18 protein-coding genes are annotated in these 18,107 nt (G+C 64.7%); 3 read left to right on the top strand and 15 right to left on the bottom strand.

The features are described 5' to 3' along the window. Window positions 1–133 precede the first annotated feature (133 nt). Both purH and hemH read left to right on the top strand, forming a co-directional pair. Window positions 134–1,741 carry a bifunctional phosphoribosylaminoimidazolecarboxamide formyltransferase/IMP cyclohydrolase gene (gene purH, locus RH831_RS06820; protein WP_310553472.1) on the top strand — a complete coding sequence of 536 codons (1,608 nt, stop codon included), beginning with the start codon at window positions 134–136 and terminating at the stop codon, window positions 1,739–1,741. Between the two features lie 43 nt (window positions 1,742–1,784). Further along, window positions 1,785–2,831 carry a ferrochelatase gene (gene hemH / locus RH831_RS06815; protein WP_310553471.1) on the top strand — a complete coding sequence of 349 codons (1,047 nt, stop codon included), beginning with the start codon at window positions 1,785–1,787 and terminating at the stop codon, window positions 2,829–2,831. On the opposite strand, the gene hemE is transcribed toward hemH, so the two are convergent. The 15 genes from hemE to RH831_RS06740 form a co-directional block, all read right to left on the bottom strand. After that, window positions 2,832–3,839, bottom strand: a complete 1,008-nt coding sequence (hemE, locus tag RH831_RS06810) for a uroporphyrinogen decarboxylase (RefSeq protein ID WP_310553470.1) — start codon at window positions 3,837–3,839, stop codon at window positions 2,832–2,834. Window positions 3,840–3,887: 48 nt separating this feature from the next. Beyond that, entirely contained in the window at window positions 3,888–4,943 is a 1,056-nt protein-coding gene (locus RH831_RS06805; protein WP_310553469.1) for a glycosyltransferase, read from the bottom strand. A gap of 48 nt (window positions 4,944–4,991) precedes the next feature. Further along, window positions 4,992–6,047: a guanosine monophosphate reductase gene (locus RH831_RS06800; protein WP_310553468.1), complete on the bottom strand. Its 1,056-nt coding sequence runs from the start codon at window positions 6,045–6,047 to the stop codon at window positions 4,992–4,994. Window positions 6,048–6,115: 68 nt separating this feature from the next. Next, on the bottom strand, window positions 6,116–6,238 hold the full coding sequence (locus RH831_RS06795; RefSeq protein WP_257785450.1) for a hypothetical protein: 123 nt from the start codon (window positions 6,236–6,238) through the stop codon (window positions 6,116–6,118). An 82-nt stretch (window positions 6,239–6,320) separates the two neighbouring features. Next, the gene (locus RH831_RS06790; protein WP_310553467.1) at window positions 6,321–7,379 is read right to left on the bottom strand and encodes an NAD(P)-dependent glycerol-1-phosphate dehydrogenase; all 1,059 of its coding nucleotides are present in this window, start codon (window positions 7,377–7,379) and stop codon (window positions 6,321–6,323) included. Between the two features lie 52 nt (window positions 7,380–7,431). After that, the gene (locus tag RH831_RS06785) at window positions 7,432–8,421 is read right to left on the bottom strand and encodes an NAD-dependent epimerase/dehydratase family protein (RefSeq protein WP_310553466.1); all 990 of its coding nucleotides are present in this window, start codon (window positions 8,419–8,421) and stop codon (window positions 7,432–7,434) included. A gap of 40 nt (window positions 8,422–8,461) precedes the next feature. Further along, the gene (locus RH831_RS06780) at window positions 8,462–9,070 is read right to left on the bottom strand and encodes a helix-turn-helix domain-containing protein (protein WP_310553465.1); all 609 of its coding nucleotides are present in this window, start codon (window positions 9,068–9,070) and stop codon (window positions 8,462–8,464) included. 1 nt (window position 9,071) lies between these two features. Continuing rightward, window positions 9,072–9,737, bottom strand: a complete 666-nt coding sequence (locus tag RH831_RS06775) for a molecular chaperone TorD family protein (protein WP_310553464.1) — start codon at window positions 9,735–9,737, stop codon at window positions 9,072–9,074. A 1-nt stretch (window position 9,738) separates the two neighbouring features. Continuing rightward, on the bottom strand, window positions 9,739–10,881 hold the full coding sequence (gene nrfD, locus RH831_RS06770) for an NrfD/PsrC family molybdoenzyme membrane anchor subunit (protein ID WP_310553463.1): 1,143 nt from the start codon (window positions 10,879–10,881) through the stop codon (window positions 9,739–9,741). A 2-nt stretch (window positions 10,882–10,883) separates the two neighbouring features. After that, window positions 10,884–11,549, bottom strand: coding sequence for a 4Fe-4S dicluster domain-containing protein (locus RH831_RS06765; RefSeq protein WP_310553462.1), 666 nt, complete (start codon window positions 11,547–11,549; stop codon window positions 10,884–10,886). Between the two features lie 2 nt (window positions 11,550–11,551). After that, window positions 11,552–13,855 carry a molybdopterin-dependent oxidoreductase gene (locus RH831_RS06760; protein WP_310553461.1) on the bottom strand — a complete coding sequence of 768 codons (2,304 nt, stop codon included), beginning with the start codon at window positions 13,853–13,855 and terminating at the stop codon, window positions 11,552–11,554. 266 nt (window positions 13,856–14,121) lie between these two features. Continuing rightward, entirely contained in the window at window positions 14,122–15,396 is a 1,275-nt protein-coding gene (gene extH, locus RH831_RS06755; RefSeq protein ID WP_310553460.1) for a selenite/tellurite reduction operon rhodanese-like protein ExtH, read from the bottom strand. 103 nt (window positions 15,397–15,499) lie between these two features. Continuing rightward, window positions 15,500–16,135, bottom strand: a complete 636-nt coding sequence (locus tag RH831_RS06750) for a helix-turn-helix domain-containing protein (RefSeq protein ID WP_310553459.1) — start codon at window positions 16,133–16,135, stop codon at window positions 15,500–15,502. A 69-nt stretch (window positions 16,136–16,204) separates the two neighbouring features. Continuing rightward, on the bottom strand, window positions 16,205–16,846 hold the full coding sequence (locus RH831_RS06745; protein WP_310553458.1) for a helix-turn-helix domain-containing protein: 642 nt from the start codon (window positions 16,844–16,846) through the stop codon (window positions 16,205–16,207). 134 nt (window positions 16,847–16,980) lie between these two features. After that, the gene (locus RH831_RS06740; protein ID WP_310553457.1) at window positions 16,981–17,682 is read right to left on the bottom strand and encodes a molecular chaperone TorD family protein; all 702 of its coding nucleotides are present in this window, start codon (window positions 17,680–17,682) and stop codon (window positions 16,981–16,983) included. Window positions 17,683–17,813: 131 nt separating this feature from the next. Between RH831_RS06740 and RH831_RS06735 the strand changes: the two genes are divergently transcribed. Further along, window positions 17,814–18,008 carry a hypothetical protein gene (locus RH831_RS06735; protein WP_310553456.1) on the top strand — a complete coding sequence of 65 codons (195 nt, stop codon included), beginning with the start codon at window positions 17,814–17,816 and terminating at the stop codon, window positions 18,006–18,008. Window positions 18,009–18,107: the final 99 nt, after the last annotated feature.

Below are 18,107 nucleotides of genomic sequence, written 5' to 3'. Positions count from 1 at the left end.
GGTCGAGTCGTTCCACGTTCGTGAATATATTCGTCCCGTTTCCCGCCTGGAGTCACGGAGATATGCACGACAGTGGATAATCGTTCGCGCAGGGACCACAACGATTTTGCGAGTGCACGCCGGGCTATCCAGTATGCCAATTATCGCCGGACTCGCGAGCAACCGCGGTCGAAATCTCTTGCACATCCAGGATCGACAGCCGGGGGATGCGACCCTCGGGGTCGTCGTGTCGAATCACGCCGACGCGCCGATCATCGAGAAGGCCGAAAATCGGGGGATCGACACGGCCGTCGTCGAGCGCTCCCCGGGGATGGACCGCCGGGAACACGAACGGCGAATCCTGCAGGTGCTTTCCGACTACGACCTGGATCTCGTCGCGCTCGATGGCTACATGCAAATCCTGTCCGAGACGTTCCTCGAAGCCGCGCCGCCGACGCTCAACGTTCACCCCTCGCTGTTGCCGTCCTTCCCGGGCGAGAACGCCCACGAACAGGCCCTCGCGGCGGGGGTGGCCGTTTCGGGGTGTACCGTCCATCTCGTGACCGACGCCGTCGCCGAGGATGGCTCGGTCATCGAGGAACACGTCGATGCGGGCCCGATCATCACCCAGGAGCCGGTGCCGGTCTATCCCGACGACGACCCGGCGGATCTGAAACGCCGGGTCCTCTACGAGGGCGAGTTCACGGCCTATCCCCGCGCGATCGAGATGATCGCGGCGGGACAGGTGACAATCGATGGAGACGAGGTCACGGTCACGGAGGACGGCGGGGCCTTTCCCCACCGACGATTCACCTCCACCGACCGGGTTCGGAAACTCCGATACGGGGAGAACCCCCACCAGGAGGCCGCCCTCTATGCCGATCCAAGAAACGAGGCCGCCAGCGTGGTCGACGCCGAACAGCGAAATCCGACCGGGAAGGCCCTCTCCTACAACAACTACAACGACGCCGACGCCGCCCTGAACCTGATCCGGGAGTTCGAAGCGCCGGCCGCCGCGGTCATCAAACACACCAACCCGGCCGGGTGTGCGGTCGGCGACAGCCTCAGCGAGGCCTACGAGGACGCACTGGCCACGGACGCCAAGAGCGCGTTCGGCGGGATCGTGGCCCTCAACCGACCCTGTGATGAACCAACCGCGACCGCCATCGTCGACTCGTTCAAGGAGGCCGTCGTCGCACCCGGATACACAGCCGACGCCCTCGACGTGCTGACCGAAAAAGACGACCTCCGCGTGCTCGACGTCGGCGAATTCGACGGCGACACGCTGGGACAGGTCGAGAAGCCGCTGGTCGGCGGTCGGCTGGTACAGGAGCGTGACCTCCAGGCCCCCCAGGCGGCGGATCTGGAGACGGTGACCGAACGCGAGCCAACCGCGGCCGAACTGGAGTCACTGCTGTTTGCCTGGCAGACCGCCAAACACGTCAAGTCAAACGCCATCGTCCTGGCCTCCGGCACCGAAACGGTCGGGATCGGGATGGGACAGGCGAGTCGAGTCGACGCCGTCGACCTGGCGACCAAGAAGGCCGATCGGGACGCCGAGGGCAAGTCCGCGGCAGGGAGTGTCATGGCGAGTGACGCCTTCTTCCCCTTCCCGGACGGGGTCGAACTCGCGGCCGAAGCGGGTGTCGAGGCCGTGATCCAGCCCGGTGGCTCGGTCAACGACGAGGCCGTCATCGAGGCCGCGAACGAACATGATCTGGCGATGGTGTTCACGGGTACCCGGGCCTTCCGCCACGATTGAGGGGTCCCACAACTATACCCCGGACGCCCACATACCTGCTGGCATGGACGCAGGCGTCGTGTTGCTCAACTTCGGCGAACCCGCCGAACCGACCCGAGAAGCCGTCGAACCCTTCCTCGAACGCATCTTTCTGGACAACGCCAATCTGGAGCGCTTCGACAGCGAGGCCGCGGCCCGCGATCGGGCCAGCGAACTCGCGTCCCGCCGTGCGAGCGGGCTCATCGAGGAGTACGAGACCATCGGTGGCTCCCCGCTCGACGCGCAGGCCCGGGACCAGCAGTCGGCCGTCGAGGACGAACTCGCCGCCCGGGGATTCGACCCGGCGGTATTTCTGGCGATGCAGTACACCGACCCGCTCATCGACGACGTGGCTGCCGAGGTGGCTGCCCAGGACCTCGATCGCGTGATCGTCGTCCCAGTGTATCCGCTTTCGGGCCCCTCGACCAACATCGCCGCCGTCGGGGATTTCGAATCGGCACTGGCTGACCACGACGCCGACGTGGAGTTTCGTGCCGTCACCGGCTGGCACCGTCACGCTACCTACACCCGGCTCCGGGTCGAGAACGTCCAGTCGTTCCTCCAGGCACAGGGGGTGGACCTCGCGGCCCCGGGGACCGAACTGCTCTTCTCGGCCCACGGGACCCCCACCTCGTATCTGGAGGCCGGCAGCCGCTATGACCAGTACGTCACGGAGTACGCGGACACCATGGCCGCATTGCTGGGACCGGAGTCCTACACGCTGGGCTTCCAGAACCACGCGAACCGGGACATCCCCTGGACCGAACCGGACATCGAGGACGCCCTCGAATCGATCGAGGCCGACCGGGTCGTCGTCGAGCCGATGAGTTTCCTCCACGAGCAATCCGAGACGCTTCACGAACTCGACGTCGAACTTCGCGAGGCAGCCGAAACACAGGGCCTGGAGTTCTACCGGGTGCCAGTGCCACACGACGATCCACGGCTCGCGACGGTCCTCGGGGACCTGATCGAACCGTTCCTCGCCGACTTCGACCCCGCGTACCACCAGCTTCGCCAGTGTCAGTGCCGGGACGAACCGGGAACCTTCTGCCTGAACGCGCCCGTCGAGTGATCACCACTCCCAGGATTTCGCCGTCTCGACGAAGGCCGCGACCGACTCCACCGGCGTGGTGCGATTCACGCCGTGCCCGAGATTGAGAATGTGTCCGTCCGGACCGGCAGCCTCGATGATCGACTCCGTTCGCCGCCGGACGAACTCGGGGTCGCCCAGCAGATCGGTCGGATCGAGGTTGCCCTGGACAGGCTGCTCGCCGAGGGTCTCCCGGGCCTCGGCCATGTCGACCGTCCAGTCGAGCCCGACCACGTCCGCGCCGCTCTCGGCCAGGGTCGGGAGCCGACCGCCCATGTTCCGGACGAAGACGATCGTTGGCACGTCGACGGCCTCGAGGATCTCCTGGTGGAGGGGTAACACGTAGTCGCGGTAATCCTCCGGCCCCAGCAATCCCGCGTAGGTGTCGAATAGCTGAATGGCGTCGGCCCCATGCTCGACTTGGAACCGGACATACTCCCGAACCACGTCCGCGAACGTCCCGAGCAACTCCTCGAAGGCCGCGGGATGGGCCGCCCGGAACCCCCGTACGGGGATGTGATTTTTGGCGGGCTCGCCCGCGACCGCATAGGAGGCGAGGGTGAAGGGCCCGCCGGCAAATCCCAGGGTCGCCGCCCGGTCGCCGACGTGCTCACTCACGCGCTCGATCAGCTCGCCCACGTAGTCGAGCCGTTCGGCGACCGGTTCGTGGTGGTCTGGAATCGCCGCCGGCGTCTCGATCGGGTCGTCGATAACCGGTCCCACGCCGGATTCGAGATGATAGTCGATGCCCAGTGGCTCCAGGGCGACCAAAATGTCCGAATAGATCACGACGGCGTCGAGGCCGAAGCGCTCGAACGGTTGCAACGTGATCTCGGTCGCCACGTCCGGGGTGGAGATGGCCTCGCGGAAGGTGTAATCGGCCCGGAGCTCGCGGTACTCGGGGAGATAGCGGCCCGCCTGGCGCATCAGCCAGACCGGCGGGCGAGCAGTTTCCTCCCCGCGGGCCGCCTGCAAGAAGTGTGATCGCATCGTCGAACGATCGTGTGGGGCCACCAAAAGGCTTGACCAACCAGCGACTCAGGAGCGGATCGATCGGTAGCGATCGAGGTAGGTCTCCAGTACGGCGTCGTCGTCGAACCGGGCAAACGCCTCGTCGAAGGTGCGTCGTTCGAGGTCCCCGGCCGCGGCGAGTCGGCGGGTAAGCTCCTCCGGGCTGGTCGCCGTGAACCCACGCTCCTCGTGCTCGACCAGTTCGTGAGCGCTCGCTGCCTCGTGGTACTCCACCACCGACACGCACCCGGCCGCGAGGGCCCGGAGCAGGTCGTGGGCGAACGGCGTGTACTCGGCGGTGTGGACGTACACGTGGGCCGCCTTGAACCGGGCGATCCGCTCCGCGACCGGGAGGTCCCCGACGAAGGTCACCCGGTCGTCGATCCTGAGGTCCCGGGCCTGGCGTTCGTAGGCCGCCCGACGCGGCCCGTCACCGATGATCGTCGCCGTCCAGTCGTACTCGCGGAACTCGGCCAGGGCCAGGAGCAAGGTTTCGAGGTTCGCGCCGTCATCAAGCCGGCGGGAGTAGACGATGTCCCCGCTTTCGGTTGGTGCTGTCTCCCGAACCAGGTCCATGTCGATGCCCGTCGGGATGACCTGTATATCCGCGGCATCGACGCCCAGCGCTCTGACGGTGGTCTCGACCGTCGTCGAGGGCGTGACGATCGCATCGGCAGCCCGAAGCCCCGCAGATCTGAGCCAGCCCCCAAATCCACCAGTCGTCTCCGGTGGATCGTAACATTCGACGAGCAGGCCGGCCCCCGACAGCGTCGCGCCGATCCGTGCCGCAACGATCCAGTTCGGCAGTTCACAGGCCGCGTGGACCACGTCGGGATCGACCTCCCTGATGGCGTTGACGACTCCCAGCGGCGTGGATAGCCCACCGGTCGAGCCGTCGCCGACCGCGTGATAGGTGAGCCCGTCCTGCTCGAACTCCACGAAATCACCCTGCCACCACTTCGCCGTGATGACCGTCACTTCGTGACCGCGTTCGGAAAGTGCCGTGGCCAGGCGGTTCAACCGGGCTGCGCCGTCGCTGTCGGCGTGATGAATCGTCGTCGCCGAGACGAAGGCCAGCCGCATACTATCGGCCACGGCGACCGGTTTAAAAAAGGTTTCAGTTCCGCCCGGTCACTTCACCGTCGGGTTCTCCCAGTCGTGATCGAAGTGCGCTCCCTCCCGGCGTCTGGCTCCCGGGGCGACCTGGATGAACTCGGCACGGTCCCTGGCCGCGGGGATGGTCGCTGCCCCCACGTAGCTCAGCCCCGAGCGAATGCCTGCGAGGAACTCCGTCGTCACCTCGGCCAGCGGGCCCGCCAGTGGCGTGAGCGCCTCGACGCCCTCGTCGGCCGTCGGCTCGCTGTTTTGCTTGTCGGTCCGAGCGTCGTTCGCGGCCGTGGTCGCCATCCCCCGGGAGCGTTTGTACTGCTCGCCGTCCACCTCGACGATCTCGCCGGGCGACTCGTCCATCGCCGCGAAGAACCGGCCCATCATCACGGTGTCCGCGCCGGCCAGGAGTGCCTTCGTCGCGTCCCCCGAGTTCCTGATACCCCCATCGGCGATGATCCGGACATCCAGGTCCGCCGCGGCTTCGGCGGCGTCCGAGACGGCCGTGAGCTGGGGCACGCCGGCCCCGGCGACCACGCGGGTCGTGCAGTGTGAGCCGGGCCCGATACCGACTTTGACCGCGTCCGCACCGGCTGCAGCCAGGTCCTGGACCCCCTCGGCGGTCGCGACGTTCCCCGCGATTAGCTCCGCGTCTGGAAACTCGCGGTCGATGTCAGCGACGGCATCGAGGGCCCGTTCGAGGTGCCCATGGGCCACGTCGACCATGACGGCGGTCGCGCCGGCTTCGATCGTCTGCTCGGCCCGCTCCAGGTAGTCCTCGCTGATCCCGACTGCAGCCCCGACCCGTTCGCCGGCCGCCCTCACCGCCCTGACTTCCGCGAGTTGCTCCTCGATCGAGAGGAACCGATGGATCGTGCCGAACCCACCGATTCGGGAGAGTTCGATCGCGGTTTCGGCCTCGGTCACCGTGTCCATCGGCGCGCTCAAAAGCGGGTTTGCAAGCTCGATCGACGGCGTGAGGTGAGTCGAGAGGTCGACCTCCTCACGGCTGTCGACTGGCGAGCGATGTGGCACGAGCAAGACGTCGTCATAAGAGAGTCCGGTGCGTAGCGTCTCCATCCCGACTGGCGTGGGGGATGAACCCGCTTAAAGGTTTCACTGCACCGGTAAAGTGATGCGCAAAAGCCCTACAGTGTCGTTCCGCCGAGTCCTGGCGAACACTGTCCACAGTACGCGTGATTGCGATAGACGGTCGAGTGTTCGAGCGGCCGGCCACAGGACTGGCACTTCTGATAGGGTTCGGTTCGCATGATTCGTACCTCAGAGAAACAGGGCGATCCATAAACCCCTTCGAGAACGGGCGGAAACTGCAGGTTTTTAGGCTAGCCAAAATCAGATGACGCCGGTCCTGGTAGCCGCCTCGATAGCGGCCGCCTCCTCGATACCGTCCCCGAGAATCGTGTACCGGTCTCGAATCAGGTGCGCCGTGGTGAGCGCCTCGATGACCGCCTCGTCGCTGATCCCGAGCTGGTCGGCGGTGGTCGGGGCGTCGATACTCGCAAGCGCGTCCCGCACGGCTCGCCACTCCCCGTCCGCGCCGCTGTGGAGGTACTCGGTGAGGATCGAGCCGACCCCGACCTGGTGGCCATGAAGCGCGCTGCCGGGCACGATCCGGTCGAGTTGGTGGCTGAAGAGATGCTCGGCCCCGCTCGCCGGTCGTGAGGAGTCGGCGATGCTCATCGCCACGCCCGAGGAGACGAGTGCCTTCACCACGATCCAGGCGGACTCCTCCAGTCCGCGTTTGATCGAGGGGGCGGCGTCCCGGAGCAGTTCTGCCGTCATCTGTGAGAGGGCCCCGGCGTACTCGGAGTACTCGACGTTCTTCAACCGATTAGCGAGTTTCCAGTCCTTGACCGCGGTGTAGTTGCTGATGATGTCCGCACACCCGGCAGTCAGAAGCTCCCAGGGCGCTTCGGCGATGATCCCGGTATCCGCGATGACGGCGATCGGGGGTGCGGCCGCGACGCTGTGGCGGGTATCACCTTCGGGCACCGATCCGCGGCCGCTCACGATGCCGTCGTGGCTGGCAGCAGTTGGGACCGAGACGAAACCTACGTTCAGCCGATCCGCGGCCATCTTCGCGATGTCGATGGGTTTGCCCCCGCCGACGCCGACGAGAAAGCCGGGCTCGACCGTCTCGGCCGCCTCCAGCACGCGCTCGACCGCTCCGAAGGAGGCTTCCTCGATGACGACGACCGCCGGATCAAAACCCGCCTCTTCGAGCCGTTCCAGGAGGAAGTCCCCGGCCACCGCCTTCGGCGTCTCGCTCGTGACGACCAGCGGCCGACCGTGGAGGTGGGTGCTCGTGATGACCTCGCCGGCCCTGGCGAGCACGTCGTGGCCCACCACGACGTTCCGGGGCAGCCGAATCCAGGTCGATTTCTCGAACATGGTTTGGCTTCTTCGGCGGGACACATAAACAACCACGGGAGCCGGCCGCCACTCAGAGCGTCTCCAGAACCGCGAGCACGCGCTCCTCTACATCGCGATCGGGGCCGTTCTCGATGCCAGTTCGGGAACTCTTTCGGTAGTCAGTTACGGTGCGGGCCATCGCCGTCTCGACCGGGGTCGAATCCCAGCCCAGGGCCGCGATCTTGGCCGTCGAGAGCAGGTGTGGATACGGCCGGTAGAGCGGGAACGCCTCGGCGTCGAGATTGGCGACCGAGAGTTCGCGATTGCTGGCGTGGACGACGTCCACGTCGGTCTCCAAAGCCCTCGCGGCCAACTCGACCATCCGATCCAGCGTGACGGCGTTGCGATCGCCGACGTTGTACGCCTCGCCCGGAGTGCCACGCTCCGCGACGAGCCGGAGCCCACGGGCCACGTCCTCGACGTACGCCCGCTGCCAGAGGTTCGTGCCGTCGCCGGGCACCACGATGCGCCCCTGATTCTCGATCCGGTGCAGCCAGTAGGCCAGTCGTTCGGTGTAGTCGTGGGGGCCATAGACGATCGGCGGCCGGACCGCCATCGCGTTGACGCCCCGGTCGGCGGCCTCGAACACCGCCCGATCACCGGCTGCTTTCCGATTGCCGTAGGTCTCGGGGGTGTCGTCAATGGCCTGTTCGGACGAACACGGTTCGAGGGGAGTTTCGTCCTCTCGTTTGGGCACCTCCTCCGCGGCGTAGGCGGCCCCACTCGACACGTAGACGTACGCGTCGGCGTCGGCGAACACCCGCGTCGCGTGTTCGACGGCTTCGGGGTGGTAGGCGACCATGTCGAAGACGATGTCCGGCTCGACGGCTTGGGCGGCGCGTTCGAGACTGTCAGGCTCGGTTCGATCGCCGGTGGCGTGATCGACGTCGGGCTCGTCCGCGAACGGATTCTCGTGACGCCCGCGGTTGAAAATCGTCACGTCGTCCCCGTGGGCGAGCAGCGTCTCGACGAGATGCCGGCCGATAAAGCGGGTCCCACCGATGACAAAGGCCTGGGTCATGGCGTGGGGACGAGCCCAACTGGAAAAACAGTGGCGACCGCTACCGCGAGGCGGAAATCTGGCTGAGGATCTCCCGTTCGGCCTCGCGAAGCCGACTTTCGAAGGCTGACTCGTCGAGACCAGCCAGCGAGGCAAGCTCCGAGAGGGTCGTCTGTCGTGGGTGCTCGTAGTATCCTGCGTCGATCGCACGGAACAACGCCTCCCGGCGTGAATCGGTAAGTGCCGCGAGATCGATCTGGGCGGGCCAGGCTGTCTGTTCGCGGTCGACCTTCCAGTAGTCCACCAGTTCGACAGCGTCCGCGACGTCGTCCAGCCTGGCCCGGATCGACTGGGCCGCCTCGAAGGAGTCGACGTAGGTAGTCAGCAGCAGTTCACCGGCCGCCGACCGAGACGGACGCACCCGTGGAACGGACCCGGACTCGAAAACCGCCGCGCACGCACACGGGCTGGAAAGCGGGCGTTCGAGCTGTTTCACGGCTGTTTCGCCCTCCTCGCGGACGACGAGCTCGCAGTTGATCCCGTCCTCCGTGCGGAAGACAGAAATATCCGTTATCGTCCCATCGAACTCACGGACCGGACACGTTCGGGTCGGTCTGACCCGGAATTCGAGCCGGTAGGAGCTGCGATTCAACCCGGTCGGGTCGTCCATGTCACTCGACGTTCGATCTCGCTCGCTCGGCCATCTGTTCGACCGCTTTCGGTTCCGGTGCCGAAACGCCGAGGGTCGCCCGAAGGTGATCGAGAACCTCGCCCAGCACGTCCACACACCACCGGTGGAACGGCGCCTCGGCGACGGCCGCGTCAACCAGCTCCTGGAAGGGGTCGATCCAGTCCAGTTCCGATTCGACGAACGTGGCCAGCTCATCGATCTCCGCGGCCTCGGTCAACACGCTCGCGTACTCCAGTTCCAGCGCGAGGTGATCGGCCGGGTAAGCCTCCGGAACGGCGGCGTCCATGGCCGCGTAGCGCCGTTCCATCGCCGTGGCTGGCGGGCCCTCCATCAGGCCGCCCTCGTGATCCCCGTACCATTCCTTGTACGGGGAAGCAGCGGGCGGGGCGAAGGGCCGTCGAAAGGCCCCGAACAGCGCCTCGTAGTCTTCGGTCAGATTTCGACCGTCGATCGACGGCGGAGGCGAGGGCTCAGTGAGCCCCACGTCCGCCATCGTCCGGGAGAGGTCCTCGTAGAGGCTCCCGTCCTCGATAGCCCGCCTGAGGTCCTCATCTGGGTGGCGCAGGCAGTTCGACAGCAGCACCTGGAGCTGTTCCCAGGATCCGCGGGCCGGCAACGTCCGCTCCTCACGATGGTGATCAGCCATGCTAGAGTCCGGGGACGGCAAGCGGGGTTTTCACGGCAGCCAGCAACACGACATAGCGCAGCAGGTAGCCGCCGACCAGCACCAGGACGTACTTCGTCGCGTAGCCTCCGGTGAGCACTTTGCGCCCGAAGGGCGTCTCGTCGAAGTCCGTGAACTGGTGTAACATGGTCACCGTCAGCGATATCACCACGGGGAGCCCGGTCCCAAGGATCAGGACCCCACCGATGAAGGCCAGCTGATAGGTCCCCAGCAGTTCGGAGAGTGTCGCCTGTGCCCCGAGGTTAGCCGACCCCGAGAGGAAGGACAGCAGCGCTCCGATGGCGACCAGCTCCACGATGATGATCGCGTCGTCGGTCAGGCAGAACCGGTGATTGACACGGGTCAGCGCGCCACCGCTCATGACCGTTCCCAAAAGCGCCGCGGAGATACCCGTCGAGACGCCACTCATCAGGAAGATGAAGGGGAGGTAGGTTCGGCTCCAGACCGGCACCGCCGCGATGTCACTGAGGAGCATCGCCGTGTAGACCACGACGAGCACGGCAACGACTGCACCGAAGATCCGGAAGGCACCCCAGACACGGTTCGGGAGTCGCGTGATGTCCGCGAGCCGGTCGAGCAGCCAGACGATACCCCGCTCCGTCCGCCAGGGCATCACCCCGTCGATCCATCCGAGGATCTTTCGGGGGAAGAGACTCAGACCGGATTTGCCCCGTAGATCACGGCCGAAGTGCAGCCAGAGGGTCTCCAGGACCGCGATCAGGGAGAACGTGATGATCATCCAGGTCCCGATGACCATCCAGGAGCCGTAGTTCGTGAAGTTCCACGCGAAGGTCAGCGCGCGCAGCGGCGCGCCGAGGTGTGAGAGCAGGGCGATGCTCCCGACCCCGATGGCGATCAGGGCGATGACCGAACCCCAGCGGGAGGTCTCCGCGCACGCGAAGCGGTGTTCCGGATCGTCGGTCCGGGCCAGTAGCAGGCGGCCGAGCCAGTTGTCGGCGTCCATCAGGCTCTTCATGAAACTGGCCCAGGTCGAGGTGAGGTACGAACCACCGGCCACGCCCCCCAGGAAGAGGTACGTGGCGATGAACACGCCCCAGTGGACGTGGGGTAACCATAGCCATTCACTGGCTCCTATCGCGCTCATGCTTAGTCCCCTGCGTTGTACGGCGTGGTGACTTCCTTCGTCCCGCCGACGCTTCCGTCGACGGCCGAGGTGCTATCCTGGAGCGGTTCGACGATCACGCGACCGTTGGCCACCGCCCCAGACCTGAAGCGTTCCGCGGCAGCCTGGGAGGCCTCTTCGATGATCTCCTTCTGCGGGCCGGCCTTGATGGCCTCGCCGACACAGTCCGAGACGCAGTTCGGCTCGACCTGGTCCTCGAGTTCGTGTTTGGGCGTGTCCTCGACATCAGCCCCGCCGCCGGGACCGCGCCCGAGACACATGTTACACTTGGACATGAGCCCGTCGTCGCCGTAAACCGGCGCGCCGAAGGGACAGGCCCAGCCACAGTACTTGCAGCCGATGCAGTCGTCCCGGTTGATCGTCACGATCCCGTCGCTCTCGCGTTTCTCGATGGCGTTTGTCGGACAGACCTTCTCACACGGGGCGTCGTGACAGTGCATGCAGGACATCGACAGCGGGACGTCCTCGACGTCGGGGTAGGTCCCCTTCTGGTGGTGGGTGACCGTTCGCCAGTCGTCGGTATCCGAGCCCCGACCGTGGAACTGCTTGCAGGAGACCGAGCAGGCGTGACAGCCGATACACCGGTTCGGGTCGAAGTAGAAGACCCAGTGTTCGCTTTCGACTGCCATCGTCAGTCACCCCCCGCGGGTTTGACATCGACGGCGATGTGCCTGTCCACCTGTCCCGTAATCGGGTCCATCTGTTTGTCGTGAAGTGTCATCGTGTTCATACCCTCGCCGTCCGGCGTCGCCGAGGTCTCGCCGAAGCCATACTCGGCAGTGACAAAGCCGGGACGGGCGTTCTCCGTGACGTGGGCCATGAGTTCGCCACTGCCGGACTCGGACTCCACCTGTACCATGTCACCGGTCTCGATGCCCCGTGGCTCGGCGTCCTTCGGGTTGAGGTGGAGGTAGTTGCCCCGGTAATCCTCCTCGTTGAGATCGTTGCGTTTCGCGAAGTGATCCCGCAGGCGCTCGTGGGGCTGGTTGCTCCCGTGGGAGAAGAAAACCGACCGCACGTCGTAGAACTCAAGCGGGTACTCGTCGCTGGTCGAGTCCCCATAGGTTCCCGGTGGGATCCACTCGGGTGCCGTGTCCATACCGGCTTCCTCCGCAGCCTGGGCGAAGCTTCCGACCTGATCGAGGTCGAAGCGGAAGACGAAGTTATCGTTGTCCTTCCACTTCTCGTAGTCGTACTCTTCGACCAGCTCGTAGTTCTTCTCGCCGCTCGAGAGTTCTTCGAGAGTGAGATCCAGCGTCGAAAGCTGGTCGTCGATGAACTCCTCGTGGGAGTCCCACTGCTCGAAGATCCGCCAGTCGTCGTTGTCCGTCTTCTCCGCCATCGCCGACGCGATGCCGGTCAGGATGTCGAAGTCCGGTTTCGTGTTCCACTGCGGCTCGACGGCTGCCTTGCCGCCGGTGACCCACTTGTGCTTGGGGTAGGCCGACCAGTTGCCAGTGCCAAGCGTGTCCTTCTCCAGAGAGGTCGCCTCGGGAAGGACGATATCCGCGTTCCGGGAGACGCCGTTCCAGTAGGCGTCGATCGAGATGACGAGTGCCATCTCCTCGATGGCCTCGACCCACTCGTCCGCGTTCCCGTCCTTCAACGGGTCGTCGTGGTGCACAACAATGCCATTGATGTGGCCGTTGTCGACCATTTCGGGCACGAGGTTGTGGGCGATACCCTCGATGTGCCGGACCGGATAGTCGCTGTACTCGTCGTATTTCTTCAGTGCCGGCTCCCGGAACTCGGCGCGGTTCGTGTAGTCCTGTTCACAGACCTGTCCGAAGGAGGCCGTTCCCGGGTACTCCCAGAGCCGCAGGCCGCCGGGTCGGTCGATGTTCCCGACGAGGCCGTTGAGCGCGGTGATGTTCTGGGTGGCCTTCCAGCCGTTGCCCATCTGTGCCGTCCCGGTCCAGACCGAGATGCCCGCTCGGGGGGCCGCCTCCGCGAAGCCACGGGCGACTTCCCGGATGTCCTCGGCGGGAATGCCCGTAATCTCAGCCGCGTCCTCCGGCGGCATGTCCGCAGCCGCTTCCCTGTAGGCGTCGAACCCGTAGGTGTAGTTCTCGACGAAATCCTCGTCGTAGAGCTCCTCCTCGATGATGACGTTGGCCATCGCCAGGGCCAGCGCGCCGTCGGTCCGGGGCTCGATCGGGAGCCACTTGTCGGACTTCTCGGCGGTGATGGTGTGCTGGGGGTCGATCGTGACCAGGGTCGCGCCCCGGTTCTCGATGGCCTCCAGTGTGCCCTTGGCCTCGAACTGCCCGGCGAAGGAGTTGAGCTGGTTGCGGCCCCAGGCGATGATGTAATCGCTGTTCTGGTAGTCCGGGACGCGGTTGTTCGAACCCACGCCCATCATACCGCCGGTGACGAAGGTCGGTCCCGCACAGACGTGGATCCCGCGGCTGATGCGTTCGGGTGACCCGTAAAGATCACGCCAGATGGTCCGGAATATCGACGTTTCGGCCCAGCTCGTGGCGTCGAGGAAGGTCTCCGCGCCGTATTCGTCCGCGAAGCTGACCAGCCGGTCGGCGGTGTACTCGAAGGCCTCATCCCAGCTGACCTTCTGCAGTTCGCCGTCCTTCCGGATGTGTGGCTCCTTGACCCGTTTTGGATCGTGAGTCTTGTCCTGCTGGGCCAGTCCCTTCGGACAGAGGGTCCCTTCGGTTCCCGGGCCGGCACTCCCCCGGGGATGACCATCGACACCCGTGATGTTCACGACCGACCCGTCGACGACGGTCACCTCCTGCCCGCAGTTGTGCGAGCACATCCAGCAGTTACTGAATGCCTTAGAGACGTCCGCGCCGCCCGAATCGGTCCCATCGTCACTGGAGAGACAGCCACCGAGCGCGACTGCACCGGCGGCGGCACTCCCTGCCTTCAGCAACGTCCGGCGGGTCAGCCCGCTGGAACTCTGGGCCTGGTTACTCATCGATCGGCACCTCCACACCACCCAGTCGTGGGCGGTTCCGAACTGTCGTCTTGTCCTCGGATCACCGTCGAATCCGATGTGTGTCTGCTCGGTAAGCGCATGGCTCTCTACAACTAGTGCAGGGGACTCCACCGAGATAGCCCACACTCGGGACCGGTTAAGGTTTTATAACCTCTGTGTGAGTTGGTCCCACGATATCGAGGGAGTTAGGGCGGCGCTCGACGAGCACGAAAAATCGGAGAAAACTCTGGGCCGGGTCGATTCGCTTACGAGCCGCAGCCGAAGCCGCCGCTCGTGTCCCCAACGATGTACTCGATGGCGTCCTTCTTGACCTGGTTCGCGTCGAGTGTCGCCAATTCCGTCAGCTCCGCGTTGAGATCCGGATCGATATCGAGCTGACTCGTGTCCGTGATCTCGCCAACGGTCCGTTCGTTGATGTCGGTCCGCCACGCTTCGTTGGGAGTCGGGTCCTGCTCGCCGTTGTACTGGCTCCAACTGAAGCTCCAGGAGCCGTCGTACAGCGCGACGTTTTCGTTGCCGACGATCCCGTCGAGAGCGAAGAAGGCGATCGTGCCCTTGAACCCGCTGTGACACATGGTCACGATGTCGCCGTTCGCCGCGTCGACGCCCTCGTACCCGTTGACGTGCTCCTCGATCTCGGAAGCGGACTTCCACGGGTTCGGCGCGGTGAAGCTGTCGCCGTCGATGTAGGCCCCGGCCTGGTCGATATGACTGCCGGCGATCTTCGCTTCGCCCTCGCCGTCGCCCTCACCACGCTGGTCGAGGATCGACGGGGCGTCTTCGCCCGCGTTGATTGCATCGACGTCCTGAATCAGCTCGTTTAGGCCCTTGCGGCTGTTGTAGTTCGGCTCCTCGAATCCCTTGACGGTGTAATTCGTATCCGGCGTCTGGACGTCCTCGTAAACCAGGCCGAACTCGTCGTCGTAGGCACTCGATCCGCCCTGGAGGACTTTCACGCGCTCGCGGGGGAAGCCCCAGAACCGAAGTACCCAGTAGGCCCGTGCGGCGTACATCGGGTTGTCGCCGGCCAGCACGATCGTCGTGTTTGGCCCGACACCAGCGTTCTGGATGATCTGGTCGACGGTCTCCCCGTGCGGGACGAGTTTCTGTGTCTGAGCGAGGCCCTCGACACGTGTCGTCGCGAGTGTCGCCGACCCCTCGGCATCGTCACTGGCGAGCGGAACAGCGCCCGGAACGTGACCCGAGTCGTAGTTGCCGGCGTCGACACGAATGACCGCTACACGTGGATCGGCGTACACGTCGTCGCTGTTGACGAGTTCCGCGTCCACCCATTCCTTGAGCGTCGCCGGCTCGACCAGCGCGTTCTCGGTTTCGGTGGGCGGCGTATAATCCGCCGCGGGCTCTTCGGTCGTGGGCTCTTCCGTGGTCGGTTCCGCCGTGGTCGGTTCCGGCGTGTCTGTCGGCGTGTCCTCACCATCACCGGCACAGCCGGCGATCGCGGCCATTCCTGCGGCACCGGAGATCTCGAGGAACCGTCGACGGTTGATGTTTCGCTCCATACACGTAGTTATAGGAGTGCTTCAAGGATGACCGTGACTCGGGATCGGTTTAGGTTTTATAAGGGGTGCCCCACATTTCGTGGGAGCCTGTCACACGGCCCGGTCAACAGTCACAGTCGAGTTGGCGGAGAACGTTTGCCTCCGCACGCTGAAGCAGCTGGGAGAGCGCGGACGTGGAGACACCCATTCGCTCCGCCAGGTGGTCCAGGGGGACTGACTCCCCGGAATCGTAATAGCCCGCTTCCTTCGCGTAGTGGAGCGCCCGTCGCTGTTTGGCCGTCAGCGACGTGAGATCCACGATGTCGATCTCCGAGACCTCACCGTCGTCCGTCGGCACAATGGACTTGACCGAGACGTGATCGGAGATGGTGCGGACCTCGTTGACGATCTCCGCGACCGTGTCCGTATCCGAGGCGTAGGTCTCCATGATGAAGGAGCCGTCGTCGATTCGTCTGTAGCGTGGCAGACAGTCGTGTTTCGCGAAGATCTTGCCCGGACAGTGATCACAGAGGTCGTCGGTAAAGAACACCGTGCGAACCTGGTCGTCCTCGTCGTCCCTGACCGTGGCGTCGACGTTACAGGTCTCTTCGTCCAGCCGCACGTCCACGTCGAGGACCCGACCAGCCAGGTCGTCCAGGCTACACGGGCCGCCCCGTTCGATCTCGAGAACGATCCGCAGTTCGCGTTCCTCGCTCTGCGAGGAGCCTGCAGGCACGGCAGCGGACCGATGAACACCCATGTTCCGATCTACGTTCGGTTGTGCAAAAACAATGGCGAAATTCCCGCCCCGTGGGAACAGCCCGCCGTGCTACTCCTCTTCGAAAAGCTGGGTCAACACGTGGCGTTCGGCCCGGGCGAGTCGCTGAGACAGCGCCGAGGTCGAGATGCCGATTTCATCGGCCAACACTTCGAGGGACACCTCCTGTGAGAGCCCGTAGTACCCGCCTTTCACGGCGGATTCCAGGGCCTCGTGCTGTTTAGCCGTCAGCTGGGAGAGATCGACCTCCGCGGTGATCCCCGAGACGTCCTCGTTTCGCATGTCCACGATCCGTACAACCGTGACCCGCTCTGAGACCTCACGGAGGTCGGCGACCACGTCCGACAGTTCGTGGTTCGTCGGGAGGTGAGTCTGGACGACGAACTCGTCGTCGTTGCGTTCCAAAAACCGCGGCACGAGCCCGTAGTTCGCGAAGATCGTACCTGGGCAGTTCTGGCAGACTTCGCCGCTGTAATTGATTACCTCCACGCGGCAGGGATTGACGCCGTCGTCCTCGGAGACAGTAACGTCGGCGTGACACTCCCCGTTCGGGAAGTGCAACTCCACGTCAGAAACCTGCCCCTCGAGTTGGTCCATGAAACAGGAGCCTTTCGGGACGATCTCGAAGACGACCTTGACGCCCCGCTCGCTCATGTGATTTCGCGTCGATTCGGTGGGTGTCTGCTGGGGCATACTAACTCCAAACTGGGCACTGCCGCGATGTGCTTCTGTAACTATCATACTCGCCACAGTGCTTTATAATTGTGGACGGACTACCCACAACGCCGGCACCAAAACGGCCGACCCGCACAGGCCACGATGGTGTCTTAGGGGTCGAACACGGCGTCTGCCTGCTCGGGCACGGTCGACCCGTCTACTCGATCGGCCATCTCCTCAATGGCCGCTTCCGTCGGTGGGGAGATGTCGAGTCGCGTCCGCAGATCGGCCAGTACCTCGCGGAGTGTCTCGATCGTCCAGTCGTAGAACGGCTCGTCCGCCCTGGCATCCTCGATAAGTTCGGCAAAGGCCGGGAGCCAGTCCATGTGGTCATCGAAAAACGAGCGGTACTCCTCGATTGCACCGGCATCGAGCAGCAAGGCCCCATACTCCAGCAGCAGGGCGACGTGATCGGCCGGGTACGCTGGCGGCGGCGACGCACCAAGGGCCTCGTATCGGTTCTCCATATCCGAGGCCGGGGGACCGCCGAGCAACCCGCCCGATCGATCGCCGTACCAGGGCTTGTACGGGGACTCGACTGGCGGTGCAAAGGGCTGTTCCATGGCCTCGAAAAGGGAGAGATAGGCGCGCTGGAGGGTGGCCCGATCCGCCGGGTGAGGCGGGGCCGGGTCCGAAACGGAAAGGGACAGCACATCGGCATGATCGACCAGCTCAGATTCCAGGCGCCCCGCACGAACCTCCTCGACGAATCCCTCGGTCGGCGCTTTCAGACACTCCGCAAAGAGCGTGTGCAACGACGCCCACCGGTCGGGATGATCCAGCGGGACGTCCTCGGTGGACGAGTGAGACATCGGTCCACAGTCAGGTGTCGTAATTCAACAGTCCACCGATTTGGACCCTGGAGCGACCGTCGATCGACCACCCAGTCGTCACAGATGGCACGGCGGGAACGGTTAAGTGCATTGGGAACAGTTGACAACCCATGGGTGACACGAAGCGGGGACGCGAGCGAAAAGGACAGAAGAAACGCGAGCAGCGGATCCGCCAGGAGATAGACGAAACGCTCGACGCTGACGACGAACCGCCCGTGTCCGACGCCGAATCCCCGGAGGTGACCGAAACCGATCTGGAGAACGTCTCAGTTGTGACCGGCAAGGACGAAGAAGAGGCCGCCTGAATCAACCCGATTTTCGGTCAGGGTTCGTGCGGATGCCCCTCCAAATTTCCGAGTCACCACTGTATGGGCTGAATTCGGGCGATTGCGCCGGTTTCTCGT

The organism is Halodesulfurarchaeum sp. HSR-GB (assembly GCF_031432215.1).
GTDB lineage: Archaea > Halobacteriota > Halobacteria > Halobacteriales > Halobacteriaceae > Halodesulfurarchaeum.
Note: the sequence above shows the minus strand (reverse complement) of the source record. Positions and strands in the feature narration are given on the sequence as shown.

Coding starts and splice junctions, on each gene's coding strand:
- purH (WP_310553472.1), top strand. CDS start 134: ATGCCAATTATCGCCGGACTCGCGAGCAACCGCGGTCGAAATCTCTTG.
- hemH (WP_310553471.1), top strand. CDS start 1,785: ATGGACGCAGGCGTCGTGTTGCTCAACTTCGGCGAACCCGCCGAACCG.
- hemE (WP_310553470.1), bottom strand. CDS start 3,839: ATGCGATCACACTTCTTGCAGGCGGCCCGCGGGGAGGAAACTGCTCGC.
- RH831_RS06805 (WP_310553469.1), bottom strand. CDS start 4,943: ATGCGGCTGGCCTTCGTCTCGGCGACGACGATTCATCACGCCGACAGC.
- RH831_RS06800 (WP_310553468.1), bottom strand. CDS start 6,047: ATGGAGACGCTACGCACCGGACTCTCTTATGACGACGTCTTGCTCGTG.
- RH831_RS06795 (WP_257785450.1), bottom strand. CDS start 6,238: ATGCGAACCGAACCCTATCAGAAGTGCCAGTCCTGTGGCCGGCCGCTC.
- RH831_RS06790 (WP_310553467.1), bottom strand. CDS start 7,379: ATGTTCGAGAAATCGACCTGGATTCGGCTGCCCCGGAACGTCGTGGTG.
- RH831_RS06785 (WP_310553466.1), bottom strand. CDS start 8,421: ATGACCCAGGCCTTTGTCATCGGTGGGACCCGCTTTATCGGCCGGCAT.
- RH831_RS06780 (WP_310553465.1), bottom strand. CDS start 9,070: ATGGACGACCCGACCGGGTTGAATCGCAGCTCCTACCGGCTCGAATTC.
- RH831_RS06775 (WP_310553464.1), bottom strand. CDS start 9,737: ATGGCTGATCACCATCGTGAGGAGCGGACGTTGCCGGCCCGCGGATCC.
- nrfD (WP_310553463.1), bottom strand. CDS start 10,881: ATGAGCGCGATAGGAGCCAGTGAATGGCTATGGTTACCCCACGTCCAC.
- RH831_RS06765 (WP_310553462.1), bottom strand. CDS start 11,549: ATGGCAGTCGAAAGCGAACACTGGGTCTTCTACTTCGACCCGAACCGG.
- RH831_RS06760 (WP_310553461.1), bottom strand. CDS start 13,855: ATGAGTAACCAGGCCCAGAGTTCCAGCGGGCTGACCCGCCGGACGTTG.
- extH (WP_310553460.1), bottom strand. CDS start 15,396: ATGGAGCGAAACATCAACCGTCGACGGTTCCTCGAGATCTCCGGTGCC.
- RH831_RS06750 (WP_310553459.1), bottom strand. CDS start 16,135: ATGGGTGTTCATCGGTCCGCTGCCGTGCCTGCAGGCTCCTCGCAGAGC.
- RH831_RS06745 (WP_310553458.1), bottom strand. CDS start 16,846: ATGCCCCAGCAGACACCCACCGAATCGACGCGAAATCACATGAGCGAG.
- RH831_RS06740 (WP_310553457.1), bottom strand. CDS start 17,682: ATGTCTCACTCGTCCACCGAGGACGTCCCGCTGGATCATCCCGACCGG.
- RH831_RS06735 (WP_310553456.1), top strand. CDS start 17,814: ATGGGTGACACGAAGCGGGGACGCGAGCGAAAAGGACAGAAGAAACGC.